10 protein-coding genes are annotated in these 16,200 nt (G+C 58.2%); 6 read left to right on the top strand and 4 right to left on the bottom strand.

What is annotated here, in order from left to right; all coding sequences use genetic code 11:
- Positions 1-25 precede the first annotated feature (25 nt).
- Together L6R21_21730 and L6R21_21725 are read left to right on the top strand one after the other, a co-directional pair.
- Positions 26-2,479, top strand: coding sequence for a DUF4982 domain-containing protein (locus L6R21_21730; GenBank protein ID MCK6561828.1), 2,454 nt, complete (start codon positions 26-28; stop codon positions 2,477-2,479).
- Between the two features lie 409 nt (positions 2,480-2,888).
- Complete coding sequence (locus L6R21_21725) at positions 2,889-4,661, top strand: right-handed parallel beta-helix repeat-containing protein (protein MCK6561827.1); 1,773 nt, start codon at positions 2,889-2,891, stop codon at positions 4,659-4,661.
- Positions 4,662-4,709: 48 nt separating this feature from the next.
- Here the strand turns inward: L6R21_21725 and galK are convergent, their stop codons facing one another.
- From galK to L6R21_21710, 3 genes are read right to left on the bottom strand one after another with little or no spacing between them, the layout of a single operon-like run.
- The gene (galK, locus tag L6R21_21720; protein MCK6561826.1) at positions 4,710-5,918 is read right to left on the bottom strand and encodes a galactokinase; all 1,209 of its coding nucleotides are present in this window, start codon (positions 5,916-5,918) and stop codon (positions 4,710-4,712) included.
- Between the two features lie 4 nt (positions 5,919-5,922).
- The gene (locus L6R21_21715; GenBank protein MCK6561825.1) at positions 5,923-6,144 is read right to left on the bottom strand and encodes a hypothetical protein; all 222 of its coding nucleotides are present in this window, start codon (positions 6,142-6,144) and stop codon (positions 5,923-5,925) included.
- An 11-nt stretch (positions 6,145-6,155) separates the two neighbouring features.
- Positions 6,156-7,817 (bottom strand): sodium:solute symporter family protein, encoded by a 1,662-nt coding sequence (locus L6R21_21710; protein MCK6561824.1) that lies wholly within the window; start codon positions 7,815-7,817, stop codon positions 6,156-6,158.
- Between the two features lie 790 nt (positions 7,818-8,607).
- On the opposite strand from L6R21_21710, the gene L6R21_21705 reads away from it, so the two are divergent.
- The 4 genes from L6R21_21705 (at position 8,608) to L6R21_21690 (ending at position 13,762) form a co-directional block, all read left to right on the top strand.
- Positions 8,608-9,558, top strand: a complete 951-nt coding sequence (locus L6R21_21705) for a cysteine synthase family protein (GenBank protein ID MCK6561823.1) — start codon at positions 8,608-8,610, stop codon at positions 9,556-9,558.
- 297 nt (positions 9,559-9,855) lie between these two features.
- Positions 9,856-11,121: a DUF3857 domain-containing protein gene (locus L6R21_21700; GenBank protein MCK6561822.1), complete on the top strand. Its 1,266-nt coding sequence runs from the start codon at positions 9,856-9,858 to the stop codon at positions 11,119-11,121.
- Entirely contained in the window at positions 11,088-11,828 is a 741-nt protein-coding gene (locus tag L6R21_21695; protein ID MCK6561821.1) for a hypothetical protein, read from the top strand. The genes L6R21_21700 and L6R21_21695 overlap by 34 nt, the downstream gene beginning before the upstream one ends.
- Positions 11,825-13,762 (top strand): DUF3857 domain-containing protein, encoded by a 1,938-nt coding sequence (locus L6R21_21690; GenBank protein ID MCK6561820.1) that lies wholly within the window; start codon positions 11,825-11,827, stop codon positions 13,760-13,762. The genes L6R21_21695 and L6R21_21690 overlap by 4 nt, the downstream gene beginning before the upstream one ends.
- A gap of 218 nt (positions 13,763-13,980) precedes the next feature.
- On the opposite strand, the gene L6R21_21685 is transcribed toward L6R21_21690, so the two are convergent.
- On the bottom strand, positions 13,981-15,960 hold the full coding sequence (locus L6R21_21685; GenBank protein MCK6561819.1) for an asparagine synthase-related protein: 1,980 nt from the start codon (positions 15,958-15,960) through the stop codon (positions 13,981-13,983).
- Between the last annotated feature and the right edge of the window lie 240 nt (positions 15,961-16,200).

The raw sequence follows: 16,200 nt of genomic DNA, 5'->3' as shown, positions 1-16,200 counted from the left end.
GCGTCGCAAACGAGGAATACTGACGATGAAAACGCCAACGTTGAAATCTGTGACATGCCTTCTTGGTTCTTGTCTGCTCATTCTCCCGGCTTTATTGTCAACTGTATGCACGTCATCTTCATCCCAAAACAGAAAAATCGAAAACTTCGGCAAGACTTGGAAATTCCAACTGGGCGAGATCACCAACGGGCAGGAGACCGGGCTGGACGATTTGCAATGGCGAACACTTGCTCTGCCGCACGACTGGAGCATCGAAGGCAATTTCAGCAAAGATCATCCTGCGACTCCCGGCGGCGGCGCTTTGCCTGGCGGCATCGGATGGTATCGCAAAACATTCACGCTGCCTGAAGTGGACAAGGACAAGCTGACTTTCATTGAATTCGACGGCGTTTACCGCAACAGTGAAGTGTGGATTAACGGCCACTATTTGGGCCAACGGCCGTATGGTTACAGCTCTTTTCGTTATGAGCTGACGCCGTTTTTGAACTACGGAACGCAAAACAACGTGTTGGCGGTGAAAGTCGACAACTCGCAACAACCCAATTCGCGCTGGTATTCCGGTTCAGGAATCTATCGGAATGTTAGATTGGTGACCACCGAGAAAGTTCACGTCGATCACTGGGGCACCTTTGTCACGGCGCCCGAAGTGAGCGAGCAATCAGCCAAGGTCTCGATCCAAACCAAAGTGCGGAATGCGTCACCGCAGGATCAGCCGATCACACTGAAAACGGCTGTCTTTGACCAGAATGGCAAACAAGTCACCGCGGTGAAATCTGCCGGTGTTGCGCTCAAGGACTCAGTCTGCGAAATTGTACAGCAGCTTACCGTCATGAATCCGGCATTGTGGTCGATTGAATCTCCCCAACTCTACCAGGCGGTTACAACCATCGAATGCAACGGCCGCGTTTGCGATGATTATGTCACGACATTTGGCATCCGCACTTTTTCGTTCGAGTTCGACAACGGTTTCTTTCTGAATGGTAAACCGGTCAAGCTCAAGGGCGTTTGCAATCATCACGATCTCGGCTGTCTCGGCGCCGCGGTCAATCGCCGGGCGCTGCAGCGCCAACTCGAAATCATGCGAGACATGGGCGTCAACAGCATCCGCACGTCGCACAATCCGCCGGCGCCGGAGCTGCTGGATTTGTGTGACGAAATGGGCTTCATCGTGATGGATGAAGCCTTTGACATGTGGAAAAAGAAAAAGACGGAATATGACTACGCGATGAACTGGGATGAATGGCATCAGCGCGATTTGGAGGACATGATTTTGCGCGACCGCAATCATCCCAGTGTCATCATCTGGAGCATTGGAAACGAGGTGATGGAACAATGGAACCGGAATGACAGCAGCGGCATTGTTATCGCCAGCAAGCTGGCAGCCATCGTCAGAGGGCTCGATCCCACGCGGCCCGTCACTGCGGCGTGCAACGACCAGGATCCTGCGAATCCCGTCATCAAATCCGGCGCGCTGGATTTGATCGGATACAATTACAAGCAGAATATTTTTCCCGACTTCCCGAAAATCTATCCGGGTAAGAAATTCATTGCCACCGAAACCACCTCGGCTCTCGCAACGCGAGGGCATTATGACATGCCTGCCGACAGCATCCGCCGCTGGCCGGAGCGGTGGGACAAGCCTTTTGATGAAGGAAACCCGGACAATACTTGCTCGGCGTATGACAACTGCAGCACACCCTGGGGTTCAACCCACGAAGAGACGTGGAAGATCGTAAAAAAGCATGCTTTTCTGTCCGGCATGTATGTGTGGACCGGCTTCGATTATCTCGGCGAACCCACACCTTATGGCTGGCCCTCGCGCAGCTCTTATTTCGGCATCGTCGATCTCGCGGGCTTTCCCAAAGATGCCTATTACATGTACCAAAGCGAGTGGACGGACCAACCGGTTTTGCATGTTTTCCCGCATTGGAATTGGAACGAAGGCGATGCGATCGATGTGTGGGCATACACCAATTGCGAAGAGGTAGAGTTGTTCTTGAATGGCCAATCACTCGGAACCAAAAGGAAAGCTGGAGATGATCTGCACCTTGCATGGCGCGTGGCGTTTGCACGGGGCGCGCTGAAGGCCATTGGACGCAGTGACGGAAAGGAAATTTTGACTCGTGAAGTCAAAACCGCCGGCGCACCGGCAAAAATCGTTCTGGAAGCCGATAGAAATGTGATTGCGGCAGACGGCCGCGATCTTTCCTTCGTCACCGTCAAGTTGTTGGATGAGGAAGGAACGTTGACGCCGCGCGCAGATAATCTGATCAGCTTTGAAATCGTCGGCGCGGGCCGCATCGCCGGTGTTGACAATGGACTTCAAACCAGCGCTGAGCCCTTCAAGGCGAATTCTCGCAAGGCATTCAACGGCCTATGTCTGGCGGTGATCCAATCCACTGAAAAGCCGGGCCGGATTGCCCTAAAGGCAACTTCGGAGGGTTTGGAGGAAGCGGCAATTGTCATTGACTCAAAATAGCGGGAGATAAACTCGCACACTGAGTTTATGCGATCCAAAAAGCCACGCGGTGAAATCGTCAATGCCCGCCTGGCTTTTTTTGTTCACATGAGAAATGCCGCGCACGGCGATTTGTGCCGGCCGAGCGTTCGATGTTCAGGCACGATCTTGAGCAAACCAAATGCGGTTTCAGGTAGTTCAATCTGTTGGTGCTTTGCAGGAATTTGAAGTGAGCGCTTTGCAGTAAGAGTGTACTCCACTGCCAACTCCAAGATCAATGCTTGTGACGTTTCCCATGAATGCCAGGTTGGCGCGAGGGGAGTTTGATCTGGCTTGCTTGGCGCTTTTGACGCAACAACGAATCAAGCCCCTGAGTCGCTGGGATGGGATTGTGCCGCATGGCATCGAAGATATTTAGAGGCAAATGACCATGAAGAAACGACTGGCTGTCCTCAGCGCTGTGTTATCCTTTTCTGCCGCCGCGATCGTCACGTTCTGGAGCGTCCCCGGGTGGGCGCAACCCAAGGCGATTCACGTTCCCGAAGGTTTCACCACGATTCAGGCCGCCCTCGACTCTGCCGCTGCCGGGGATACCATTTTGGTCAGCCCGGGCATCTACACGGAGAACATCAACTTTCGCGGCAAGAATATTGTATTGAAGAGTGTCGCAGGCCCGCGCAGCACGATCATCGATGGCAAGCAACAGGGAAGCGTGGTGACGTTCGCTGCGGGCGAAGATGCAACGGCATGCCTGGAAGGTTTTACGTTGCGCCACGGCTCCGGCACTGTCACCGCTGACGGCAAAATCTATGGCGGCGCGATTCACTGCTTTTCCTCCTCGCCAACCATCAGGCGAAATGTGATGCGAGAGAATGTCGTGACCGCTGCCTGTGGCGCCCTGGGCGGCGGCATCGCGATCCTCGGCAGCTCCGCTCCGTTGGTCGAGAGCAACCACATCTATGACAATAGCGTCATCTCCATGTGCGATGCGATCGTCAACTTTGGCGGCGGCATTTTTGTCGCGGGCAGTTCGACGCCGAGTCTATACGAGAACACCATCACGCGCAACAGCGCCGACTTTGGCGGCGGTGTCGCGGTGATGGATACCGCTCGCCCCCTGATTCAACGAAATACCATCGTGCGGAATTTTCGCAGCGGCATTCTCGTCACGCAACTCGCGCAGCCGGTCATTGGCGGCGCGCCGCGAACCGGCAATGACATCGCAGAGAACGAAGGCTTTGAACTGGAGCGGCGCTTGCATGACGCCGGTCAAATTGAGAAGATCAATGCCCGGTTCAACTACTACGGCGCCTGCCCGCCCACGGAAGATGAAATCTTTCCACTCAGCGAATTTGACACGAGCGATTGCCGGCGCTTTGCGGTGCGCAATTATTTCCCGTTGCAGAAGGGAAATGCGTGGACGTTTGACGGTCCCGTGGCCATGACCGAAACCATCACTGACACCTTCACGCTGGGCAAGCGCTACCTCTTTTATCGCTTCAATGAATTCTGGAACCGCAAAGACATTGCGCTGCGACTCACCGAAGAGAACAGACTTGCCTATCGCTTTGATCCGATGAGTGTCATCGAACACACCTGGGTGGATTTCAGCGCGGAGATCGGCGAGCAATGGACCCTGGCACTCGGTGAAGAAAAATGGATGGTTGAACTGCAGAGCAAAACCGACACCGTCACGGTGCCGGCCGGCACCTTCACCGAGTGTTACCGCTTTTTCTTTGATTGGGGCTGCTGCGATAATAGCTGGATCGAATGGTACGCGCCGGGCGTCGGCCCGGTGAAACGCGTGCTCTTGGGATTCGCTGTGATTGAGTACCCGCTCTTGCGTGCGTTCATTCATGGCCAGCCGGTTTCCGTGAACGACAGGTCAGGCAGCGCGAGACCGGCGCAGTTCATGCTTCATCAAAACTATCCCAATCCCCTGCTGCCAGCGCGCATGCGGGCCGGCACGGAAACGGTGATTCGCTACGAGCTTCCCCAAACTGCTTTTGTTCTGCTGGAAATCTTCAATCTGTTGGGTCAAAAAGTGCGCACCCTCGTTGCAGCCTCGCAGCCGCTGGGACGATACGAGGTGCTGTGGAGCGGGAGGGACGATGCGGGCAAGGCGCTGCCCAGCGGCGTGTACTTCTATCGCCTCGACGCGGGGAACTTCACGCAAGTGCGCAAGCTGGCGCTGCTCAAGTGATGGCAGGCATGAGGCCATCGCCGGTCCAAGCGCACGCAGGGTGAAGGCCTACGGTGCGACGCATTCTGTTCCGGCGCTGAGGTGCACGACGTGCGTCCTAGCCGGGCGTCCGGAGCTGCGCGGATATTCCGCGTGCACCGCTGCTTCAAATTGCGCGAGCCGGTCCTTCTCCACCAGATTGAGCGTGCAACCGCCGAAACCGGCACCCATCATGCGGCTGCCGAGCACGCCCGGAACGCCGCGTGCAATCTCGACCAGCGTGTCAAGCTCACGGCAGCTCACTTCGTACTCGTCGCGCAAGCCGGCGTGTGATTCGAACATCAGCGCGCCGAAGGCCTGCAGATTGTTGCGCAACAGGGCCTCGCATGCTGCCAGCACCCGGGCGTTTTCGCGAACGACATAAGCACAGCGTTGATAGATCACCGGCTCCAGCTCTGGCCGGCAGGCCGCGAGCATTTCCAGGTTCACGTCGCGCAGGCTCTGGACGGCCGGTTGATGCCGGCGCAGCACGGCCACGCCGCTTTCACATTGGCTGCGGCGCACGTTGTACTCGGACGCGGACAGACGCCGGCTTACGCCGGTATCGCACAGCACAAAGCATACATCGTCGTGCGCGCAGGGAAAGTACTCGTAGGCCAGCGTGCGGCAATCCAGCCGCAACACCTTCTGTTCGCGGCCAAAAAGGTTGATGAACTGATCCATAATGCCGCACTGCACGCCGACGAATTCGTTTTCGGCTTTCTGCGCAAGGCGAACCAGTTGCTGCCGGTCGAATCCCAGCTCGAACAGCGTATTCAGTGCGAAGGCAAAGCCGGCTGCGATGGCCGCAGAGGAGGAAAGGCCTGCGCCGATCGGCACATCTCCGCCGAACACCACCTCGCATCCCGGCAGCTCGCGGCCGGCTTTCCCTATTTGCTCGAGTACACCCATCAGATAATTCGGCCAGGCTTGGGCAGATTTCCGGAGGGTTGTGCGCGCGCAGACGAAGTCATCGTGCAGATCCGCTGCGACGAAATGAAACTGCTCGTCTGCGCGCGGCGCCGCGAGGAACCAGATGGCCCGGTCAATCGCGGCCGGCAGGACAAAGCCTTCGTTGTAGTCCGTGTGCTCGCCGATGAGATTGATTCTTCCCGGGGAGCGCACCATGATCTTGTCCTGCCGGTCTCCGAAGCGGGCCGCGAAAGTCTCGGCGAGGATTCGCAGCCGATTCTGCGTGGGGAGGTTCATGCTCGTGCCATGCAAATTGCGTCTTGCCATCGTATCATTCGCTTGCATTCCGGTTGAGGAAGAAGAACAGGGCGCCGGCCACAATCATGACTGTGCCCCACCAGAGATTGGGATGCAGTTCGGCGAACACCGTCCGGTAGTCAATCCCGGAAAAGTAAAGGTACACACCGGTCAACAGAATGATGCTTCCCATGCTGAGCAGCATCAATCCGACGAAATACCAAATTGGTTTCATGTGAACGGTTTTGTCGCTCATGCTTTTTCTCCCTACCAGAAGTAGATGTTCAAGGCGATCACCGCCAGCATCGAGAGCAGTGCGTAGAATTCCGGGGTTTTGAAGAACGGGACGTGTGCCGCCGCAGCTTCCTTGGTCAAACCCTTCACCAGGCCCACCAGCTCTTCATCGGGCTTGCGCTTGGTCAGGAGGCTGATGCCGATGGTCACGGCAAAGCAAATGAGCCATGCCCACCATGCCCGCCAGAAATTCGCGGCCATATCGCTCGCGACGCTCGACAGGGTGATCAAGCTTTTGCCGATCCAATCGAATTTCACCGCCAGAAACAGCGCAACCGAAGATCCCATGCCGGCCAGCAAGCCCCAGAATGCGCCGCTGGGCGTAATCCAGCGCACGAACATTCCCAGCAGCATGGTCGCGAACAATGGCGCATTCACCCAGGAGAAGATCGCCTGCATGTAGTCCATGATGCTGGGGAAACTCTTTGCCCAATATGCCGTGACCACGCTGATGAGAATGCCGGCGATGGTGGCGGCGCGCCCCATCCACATGAGGTGTTCGCTCGAGGCGTCCTTCTTGAAGAGGGCTTGATAGATGTCGTAGGTCCACACCGTGTTGAAGGCACTGACATTGCCGGCTTGCCCCGCCATGAAACCGGCGAGCAGCGCGGTGATGCCGAGGCCCACCAGCCCAATGGGATAATAGCGCGCGACCAGCAGCGGCAGGGCGGAATCATAGTTGACCGCCCCGCCGTCCTGCAGCAGTGCAAAGCCGCTGTCGGGATCATGCGAGAGGATGTAGGCAATCAAACCCGGCACGATGACCAGAAAGGGAACGGCCATTTTGAAGAAGGAGGCCAGGATCGGCGTTTGCCGCGCGGCGCGCAGATTCTTGGCCACCATCGCGCGTTGCACCACCAGAAAGTCCGTGGTCCAATAGCCAAACGACAAGACAAAACCCAGTCCCAGAACAACGCCGCCCCAGGTGACCAGCATGCCGTTGTCTGCGGCATTGCCCGAAGTGGACCACAGCGCCGAATAGGCGGTGGGCACGCGCGCAAACACTTCCTGCACGCCGCCCACTTCGAGAATGCCCAAAACCGCGACGAGGAACAAGCCAAACCAGATCAGAAAGAATTGAATGATTTCTGTGAACATCGCCGAGAGCAATCCGCTCATCGTGATGTAGGCCGCAACCGTGGCAGCCGAAACCCACATGCTTACATCCCAATTCCAGCCGAGAAATGTGCGCAGCACCAGCGCCATGGCGTACAGATTGATTCCCGACACCAGCAAGGTCATCACGCCGAAGGCAATGGCGTTGAGCACGCGCGTCTTTTCATCGAAGCGGAGTTTTAAGTAGCCGGGAACGGATTTGATTTTGCTGCTGTAGTAGAAGGGCATCATGTACACGCCGAGAAATACCATCGCGGGAATGGCGCCCACCCAGTAGAAATGGGCGACATACATGCCGTACTTCAAGGTGTTGCCCGTCATGCCCAGCAGTTCGAGCGCGCCCAGGTTGGCGGAAAGAAAGGCCAGCCCGGAAACCCAGGCGGTGTTTCTTCTCCCGGCCAGGAAGAAATCGCTCTCGTCCTTGGTGAAGCGCTTCAAATAGGCGCCGATGCCGAGGACGAAGAGAAAATACGTCGCAATGATGAGCCAGTCTGGTAATGCCAGTTGGATCGATTGCATCGGTACTCCCTCCTTCAAATTTGTTTGTGCGTGGCACTGGCTGCTGAAGCCGTTGGGCGGATGGAGTGCAGAGACCGGGAGGCGGCTGCGCGCGCATGCTCAGGGCTTGCTCAGCGGGTCAAAGATGGCAGCTTGACATAAAGCGATGCCCAAGCCATATCCGCATGGCTTGGGCATTTGTTTTCGGCGGGGGATGGGATTGTTCGCGCAGCATCGCGCCTCCGTGTGGACGGCGACACCCGGATGAGCAGCATCTGTTCACGATCAGGCTGAGAGCGACAGCCAAAAGTTGGGATGATGGTAGCGCAATATGCTGAAAATGTCAAGAACTCATTGGGAGGTGATTGCCGCGCGCGGTCCTTGTTTGCCGCAATTCTGCTCGCGCGGCGTGCAACAAGTGCGAGTGCACGCATGGCCAAGCCGGGCCGCGTTCGGCCACGAGGTGAAGCCAGAGATTCAATCCCCGACGAAATTTTCAATTGAATGCTGCCCCTTGGCGGGCGTTGGTCGGGATCTGATGCAAAATTCAGGTTCCCGCTTCTTGCATCGCAGCGCCGCCCGGGCTATATTGTACCGCGTGACAGAACGCAGACGGTGCCGGCCTTTCGTCCGGCAGCTCTTCGCAAGCGGGCAGCTCCAGCTCCGCGCCTTGCGAGGAGGGCTCAGATCAAGGGGTGATATGATGACCAGCATGATTGCGGCCCCACGCGGCCACCGGCCGCCTCTTTCCACCCAAGAAGAGTTTTCCCACAAAAAGACAATTGCCCGAACGTAGCGGGAGGACAATCGCATGAATATTCTTGCCGACATTCTGCAGGCCATCGGGAATACGGCGTTGGTGCCCCTGCGCCACGTGGTGCCGCACGGCGGCGCGGAAATCTGCGTGAAATTGGAATGGGAGAATCCCACCGGCAGCATGAAAGACCGCGCGGCCCAGGCGATGATTGTGCGGGCCGAGCAGGACGGCCGCTTGCGGCCGGGAGACACCATTGTCGAATACACCGGCGGCAGCACGGGCATTTCACTCGCCTTGGTTGGTGTCGCAAAAGGGTATCGGCTGCACCTCATCACCTCCGATGCCTTCAGTCAAGACAAATTGACTCAGATGACTGCGCTGGGCGCGGAGCTCACACTGATCGCGAGTGAAGGTGGCCGCACCACGAAGAAGCTGATCTTGGACATGATCGCGGCAGCGCGGGCATTCAGTCAAAAGCCTCATACCTTTTGGACTGACCAACTCAACAATCACGATAGCATTGCCGGATACGCTTCTCTGGCAGAGGAAATCTGGAGCCAGACCGATGGTCGCATCGATGCCTTTGTTCATTCGGTTGGTACGGCCGCCTCGTTGCGCGGAGTGGCCACCGTGCTGAAGCGTTACCATCCCCAAATCAAGATTGTCGCCGTCGAGCCGGCGGAATCCGCGGTCTTGTCGGGGAGACAAGCAGGGCCGCACAAAATCGAAGGCGTCGGGATTGGTTATGTCCCGCCGCTTTGGGAAGCCAGTCTGGTGGATGATATCATCGCGGTGAGCACGGAGGAAGCCAAGGCCATGACCAGGCGCTTGGCGCGCGAGGAGGGGCTCTTTGCGGGAACCTCTTCGGGAGCGAATGTCCTCGCCGCACTTCAGGTGGCGCAACGGTTGGGGCCGCAGGCCAGAGTCGTCACCTTGCTGGTGGATTCGGGCTTGAAGTACCTCAGCACCGATGTCTACAAACAGACGAACGCACACCTGGGCTGATTCCAGCCGAGGGCGGCAAGAGTTGGCCGCGGCGGCGCCGAGCTGCTTGCATGTGAAACCGGTCGTTGTGCCGATAGCCGTGCGGGGCGATTGGCTGAGCCGCCGAATTCCGCCGAAGGAGAATTCCGAAACAGGGAGGCTGCCATGGCGTTTCGCATTTCCGGTCGATTGTCAGTAATATCTGGCGCTTCACAGGGGTGATCGCATAATTGATGGCGAGCGCGCACCTGCCTTACGCATTGGCTATTTGCTGCGCCGCTTTTCCTGCCGGCACGCCATCATGCTCGCAGCAGACTATTGCTCTGTTACCGAGATTTCGTCGCCCTGCCCCCGCGTGGGGCGTCGCTCCAAGCATTGGCTTCGCCAGCGACCCACAAAGGGTCGGGACTACAAGAATTCAAGGTGACCGGGCACCGGATGATAGTTGGGACCAAATGGGAGAAAGTCATGCCATCACACCATTTTCTTCGAGCGCGATCGCGGGGTGCGATCGGTTGCAGCAGGCGGTTCAATCACAATGCGACCCGCATGTGCGCCTTGAGCGTGGCGCTGCTGTTTCTTGCTTTTGGCGAAATGCCGCTGCCGGCCCAGGACAAACCCATGAAATGGGGCGAAGTACCGCGCGCTGATTTGGAAATGAAATCGTTTCCCGCCGATTCCAACGCCAGCGCCGTCATCCTCTGTGATTTCGGCGAAGTGTCATTCGATACCGAGTATGAACTGAATTTTTGGCGCCATCGCCGCATCAAGATACTCTCGCCGGCTGGCTTCAAGTGGGGCGAAGTATTCTTGACTTACAGAGCCAAGGACCGCAGCCAGCGTATTAATGATCTCGAAGGCTTCACCTTCATTCTCGCAGCCGACGGCACCGTGCGGCGCGAGAAACTTGACAAGAAATCCATTTTCGAGGAGAAAGTGGACGATGAGCACCGGCGAATCCGCTTTGCGTTGCCGGCGTTGGTGCCCGGCGCCGTGGTGGAATATCGCTATCGCGTGCATTCAAAATACGCCGTCTATTTGCCCAATTGGTCTTTTCAAGACAGCGAGCCGACCCGTTGGAGCGAGCTGCGCGTCGAAATTCCCAGTGTGTTCAACTACGTTCTGGTGCACCAGGAGATCTCTAAGTTCGATGTGCATGAATCCGGCGAGCGGCCCTTTACCACCAGTGGCAGCACTCGCCTCAAAGCGATGTACCATCGCTGGGTGATGAAAGACCTGCCGGCGCTGCGCGAAGAGCCGTTTATGACCACCGTCGAGGACTACTGCGCCCAAATGCGATTCCAACTCGCCAGCATTCGCCCGCCCGGCGCGGCGGCGGACCGGAAATCGCGCTCATGCTTACCGGCATGTTGCGCGCCGCCGGTCTGGAGGCGCATCCCGTGCTCATCAGCACGCGCGACAACGGTCGCGTCATCGATGTCTATTCCCTCCTCTCGCAGTTCGATCACGTTCTCACCCATGTCAGGATCGGCACCAAAGAGTATCTGCTCGATGCCACCGACCCGCTTCGCCCGTTCGACGTGCTGCCGGTGGCGGCACTCAATCAAGTCGGCTGGCTGGTGAAGGCAAAGCACCCGCAGTGGGTCAGCATCGTCAATCCCGGAACGTATTTCCGCGAGACACTCGTTGACGCAGCGTTGGCGGCCGATGGCACCCTCACCGGCAGTTTTTCCGCCAGCGGCCGGGGCTACAGCGCATTGTTTGACCGCCACAGTCTGCGCGACGGCAAAAAGGAGGAAGATTTCCTTCAAGACGGCTGGCTCAACGGCCTGGCGGGAGCGCAATTGGATTCGTTTGCCATCAGCAATCGTGATTCAAGCGAGGCGCCACTGCTCGCGCAAGCCCAGTTTACGAGCGCGGAACACACCCACGTGGCCGGTGACAACCTCTACTTCAATCCCATGTTTTTCGGCCGTACGGAAGCCAATCCTCTCAGAAACCCGCAGCGCACTTTTCCCGTGGATTTTGCCTATGGCCGCGTCCAACTCTATACCATCAACTTGCGGCTGCCGAGCGACTATGCGGTGCAGGATCTCCCCGGCAACATTTCCGTGGACTTGGCCGGCGGTGGGGCGAAGTTCCTCCGGGCCATGGAAGTGAACGGCAGCCACTTGCAGATGATCAGCCAGATCGTGATTCGCAAAGTCCGGTTTCATCCGCAGGAGTATAAAGCCCTGCGCGATTTCTACGATCGCATAGTGGCCGCGCATGCGCAGCAGGTGGTGCTCAAGCGCGTGACCGCAACCTCAAAAACGGAGGGGCGCAAGTGAAATCATTCTCCGCGCGACGCTTTGTCTTTTTCTGTTTGATGCTCGTTGCCGCGATTCCGTTCCGCGCGGCAACGTTGGCGCAGGAGAGTCAATCGCCGTTCGATGTTGCCCGTCTCCCCGCCGCGCTGGCCGCCGGCGCAGATGCGGTCGTGCGTTCGGAGAGGCTGCGCTTCACCGTCACTGCACCGGGACTTGCCAATACGTACGTGCAACGCGCCGTCACGGTTCTCAACCTGAACGGCCGCGAGCATGCGCTGCAGGCGGTGCTTTATGACCGCTTCCGCTCGCTGAAAAGCCTGCAGGGCAGCCTGTTGGACGCGCAGGGTCGCAAAATCCGCGAGCTCAAAAAGAGTGATCTCAAAGACGAAAGCGCCATTTCCGACTTCTCACTCTATGAGGACCATCGCGTGCGGTATGCTCAACTTTACCATGAAGTCTATCCGTACACGGCGGTTTTCGAATACGAGATTGCGCACCAGGGCTTGATCAGTTGGCCCGCCTGGTATCCGCAGGAGGATGATCTTCCGGTGGAATTTTCCAGCTTCGAGTTGACCGTGCCGGCGGAGATGCCGGTGCGCTATTATCTGCGCGGCGCGATCGGCGATCCCCAGCTCGAAAATCATGACAAACTCAAGACTCTGCGCTGGCAGGCAACCATGCTGCAGCCGCTCGCGCCTGAGCCGGAAGGGCCGGGGTGGCGGGAGCAGGCCGATGGCGTGCTCACGGCACCCACGCAGTTCGAGATTGCCGGGTACAGCGGCGACATGTCTTCTTGGGAGTCATTCGGCCGGTGGTTCCACCAACTCGCGCAAGGCCGGACAGTTTTGCCGCCGGCCGCGCTGGAAAAGGTGATGAGTCTCACCGCGCCCTTTGCCAATCCTCGCGAAAAGGCAAGAACATTATATGAATATCTGCAGTCAACCACGCGCTACGTGAGTGTGCAGCTCGGCATCGGCGGCTGGCAGCCATTTGATGCTACCTACGTGAGCACGCGCGGCTACGGCGATTGCAAGGCCCTGTCGAACTACATGATTGCGATGCTGGCAGCGGTTGACCTCCGCGCCTGGCCCGCGCTCATCAACAACGGTGCGGACGCCGCCGCTGTGCTGGCGGATTTTCCCAGCAATCAATTCAATCACATGATTGTCTGCGTGCCGTTCTCCCAGGACACGTTGTGGCTGGAATGCACCAATGCTCTCATGCCCTTTGGCCAGGTGGGCAGGGGCAATGAAGATCGCCAGGTGTTGGTGGTGACGCCGGAAGGCGGGAAGTTGCTGCGCACGCCGCGCAGCCAGGCCGGCGACAATCAGCAAATTCGGCAGGCACGGGTCATCGTTGACCCGGCGGGCAACGCGGGCGCGGAAGTGCGCACGCGCTATACCGGCAATCAGCACGTCCGCGTGCGTTCGGCACTCGCGCACAGCGCCCCGCGCGAACGGGAGGACTGGCTGCGCCGGCAAATTACCATTGGCAGCTTTCAAATAACCAGCGTCGATTTTTCCGGCGTCGAGCGCAAGAGCAGCGAGATCACCTTACCGCTCACCCTCACCCTGCCCCGGTTTGCCGCCGTTTCCGGCGCGCGCATGTTCTTGCGTCCGAATCTCCTGGAGCGCCGGAAATATGTGCCGCCCGCGATGCCGGACCGCAAGCAGCCGGTGCTTTTGACCTACGCCTATGTGGACGTCGACAGCATTCACTATCGCTTGCCCGAGGGTTTTGCGATCGAGGCTTTGCCGGAACCGGTCAAACTCACGACTTCATTCGGCGGATATGAGGCTACTACCGTTGTGCAGGAGGAGGGCGCGTTGCTTTACGTGCGCCGGTTGGAGATGCGCGCGAATCGGCTGCCGGCCCAACAATATGAAGAGTATCGCCAGTTTCTGGCGAATGTCGTGAAGGCCGACGCCGCGCAAGTTGTGCTGGTGAGAAAATAGAGGCAGGATTCCGATCTCACACCCATGGTGCCTTACCCGGCGGCCACGGCAGAAGCACAGCCATCGGCAAAAAGGGAATCTTCGGGTTCCCTTCTTGTCTGCCGCCACAAAGTTGAAGTGGCCACGCAACCGCCAGCGCCAGCGCCAGCCGCCCAAACTCTTCCTCGTGACACATTCAGCCCAAAACCGTTTCCGCTGGCCTACCGCCTCGCGCTGACCTATGCCAGCGGCATGCCGGCTACTGCGGGTGAAGCGCATTCACTCTCGGCCGCGAGTGGAACGTCCTGGGCGACCGTGTTGCGGACAAACAGTCTGTGCCATGTTTCCACCGTGAGAACACGTCCCAATAAATCCGCATGATTGCCCGCGCGGCTGAGGTGACGCTCAAAGAGCGTGCGCAGCGTCGGGCGATCGAAAATCCCCGAAAGTTGGGGTTGGTCGAGCAACTGGCTGCGCAGGTATTCCTGCAAGACTGGCGCACTGCGCAACATTTCATCGAGATCGAGCAGCTTGTCCGGCCGCAGGCTCTTGATCGAGATCTTGCAGCGATGCTCCAAGAATTCATACGACTGTTCCCGCACGTATTTCCGCCCGACTGCCAGATCCGTCTGCAAGCGACTGGCGTTCAACGGCACGCCGCTGCGTTCCCAGGGAATCTCCGCCAGCGCCGGGGTCAACAAGCCAATCGCGTGCTTCTGCAGCAATTTGTCGCCTGAACGGTGGTCCGGTGACAGGTGGGTGGTGAATTCAAGCACCTCTCTGTCAAAATACGGACAACGGACCTCCGCTACGGTGCGCAACAACCGGGAGCCGAATGCGGCAAACCGCGGGATGCGATGATAGAAGAAGAAACGATCCAGAAATTGCGTGGGCCCGGCGTTCGGACAGGATTCGCAGCACACCAGGCTGTCCAGATCCCGGTGGGGCCTGGCGCAATCACACAGCGGGCGGAGGCTGGGATCGATTAGGTTGAGGCTGACATGGGGCTTGACCGGAATGGCAAAAATGTTGTTATGCACAAACCGGTCGTGGAACCACAGATAGGGATCGTTGTGCAGGAACCATTTGGCGAGCAGCAGCCGCCGTTTGGAGAAGAAATTATCGATGGGAGACAGCCCTTCGAGGACGACGTCAGCGTTCGTCGCCAGGCTGGGGAAAAGATGCTTGACCTTGGCGTGAAAGCAATTGAACATGCCGTCAGTGAGATAGACGACACGCTCCATTCCTTGCAAGAAACTTTCCGCCGCGATCGGCACGAAGAGATTGCGGCACTCGGCGGCGGTCGCGGTTTTCTTGGCCAGACGGACGTCCAGACTCTCCGGGTCGCCCATCGTGAAAGTTGGCAGCTTCCGGCCTTGGGCCACGCAGCCCGACAAGATCAGCCGCGAATCCAGCCCGCCGCTCAGGAGCACACCCATGCGCAGCCTGCCGACGTCCTCGGTCTGCCGCCGGATCACCTGCTGCCATAGTTCCACAAAACGTTCTTGCGCCGTCTTCAACTCGAGTTTGCTTTCGCCTTCGAAGTTGATGCCCCAGTAACGCGCGATGCTGAGCCGGCCGCGATGATGAATGGCGTAGCAACCGCCGGGGAGAAACTGCACCTCACGGAAGAAAGTGCGGTCGCCCAGCACATTACCATACTGCAGGAACTGCATCACGCCATTCGTGTCGATCGCGCGGGAGACCCACGGCAGCGTCAGCAGTGCTTTCACTTCCGGCGCGAAAGCCAGCCTTTCACCCTGATGCGCCAAATAGAGTGAGCGCAAGCCGATGCGGTCGCCGGCGAGCAGCAGCTGCTGTTTGAGGTTGTCCCAGAAGGCCAGTTGAAAGAGACCGTTGAAACGGGGCAGGGCGGCCGGGCCCGAGCGGATCAGCAGGTGCAAAACGAAATGCAATGGAGAAGCCGGCATACTGTCTTCTTCCTGATCTCCTGCCAGCGCGTGCTGCAGTTCGGCAACATTGAACAGCTCTCCTTCAAAAGCCAACTGGTAACGGCCGTCAGCGCTGCTCACCACGGAACATGCTTGCTGCCAACTCGTGATGCCCAAGTGCACCACGCCCATGGTGGCGGCCGAGGATTGTTTCACGGCCCACTGATAGCGCGGGTAATGCAGCAGGGACTGCGCCATCTTCTGCGCCGCTTTGTTCCTGAGTTCGCCGTGCGCGGCCGGATCGACTATTCCAAAGATGCCTGGCATATTCTCCTCATTTCTTCGCTGAAGTTGCACATGACGACGACAATACTTTCCTGAATATCTCAAAATGGGATGGGTGGCCACCGAACCGAGGGCACTGCCAAGAGAAGTCGCTGTCAAGGAACAAACTGCCGCTGGGATGCGCGCGGTCGAGATGATCGATACCAACCTGTGCGCCCCAGCGTAGTTGCAACATTAATAGCCGGTTATCAGACGCCCGACGGCGCCAGACCCACGCCGGAA

The sequence above is a fragment of the bacterium genome (genome assembly GCA_023150945.1).
Taxonomy (GTDB): domain Bacteria; phylum Zhuqueibacterota; class Zhuqueibacteria; order Zhuqueibacterales; family Zhuqueibacteraceae; genus Coneutiohabitans.
Note: the sequence above shows the minus strand (reverse complement) of the source record. Positions and strands in the feature narration are given on the sequence as shown.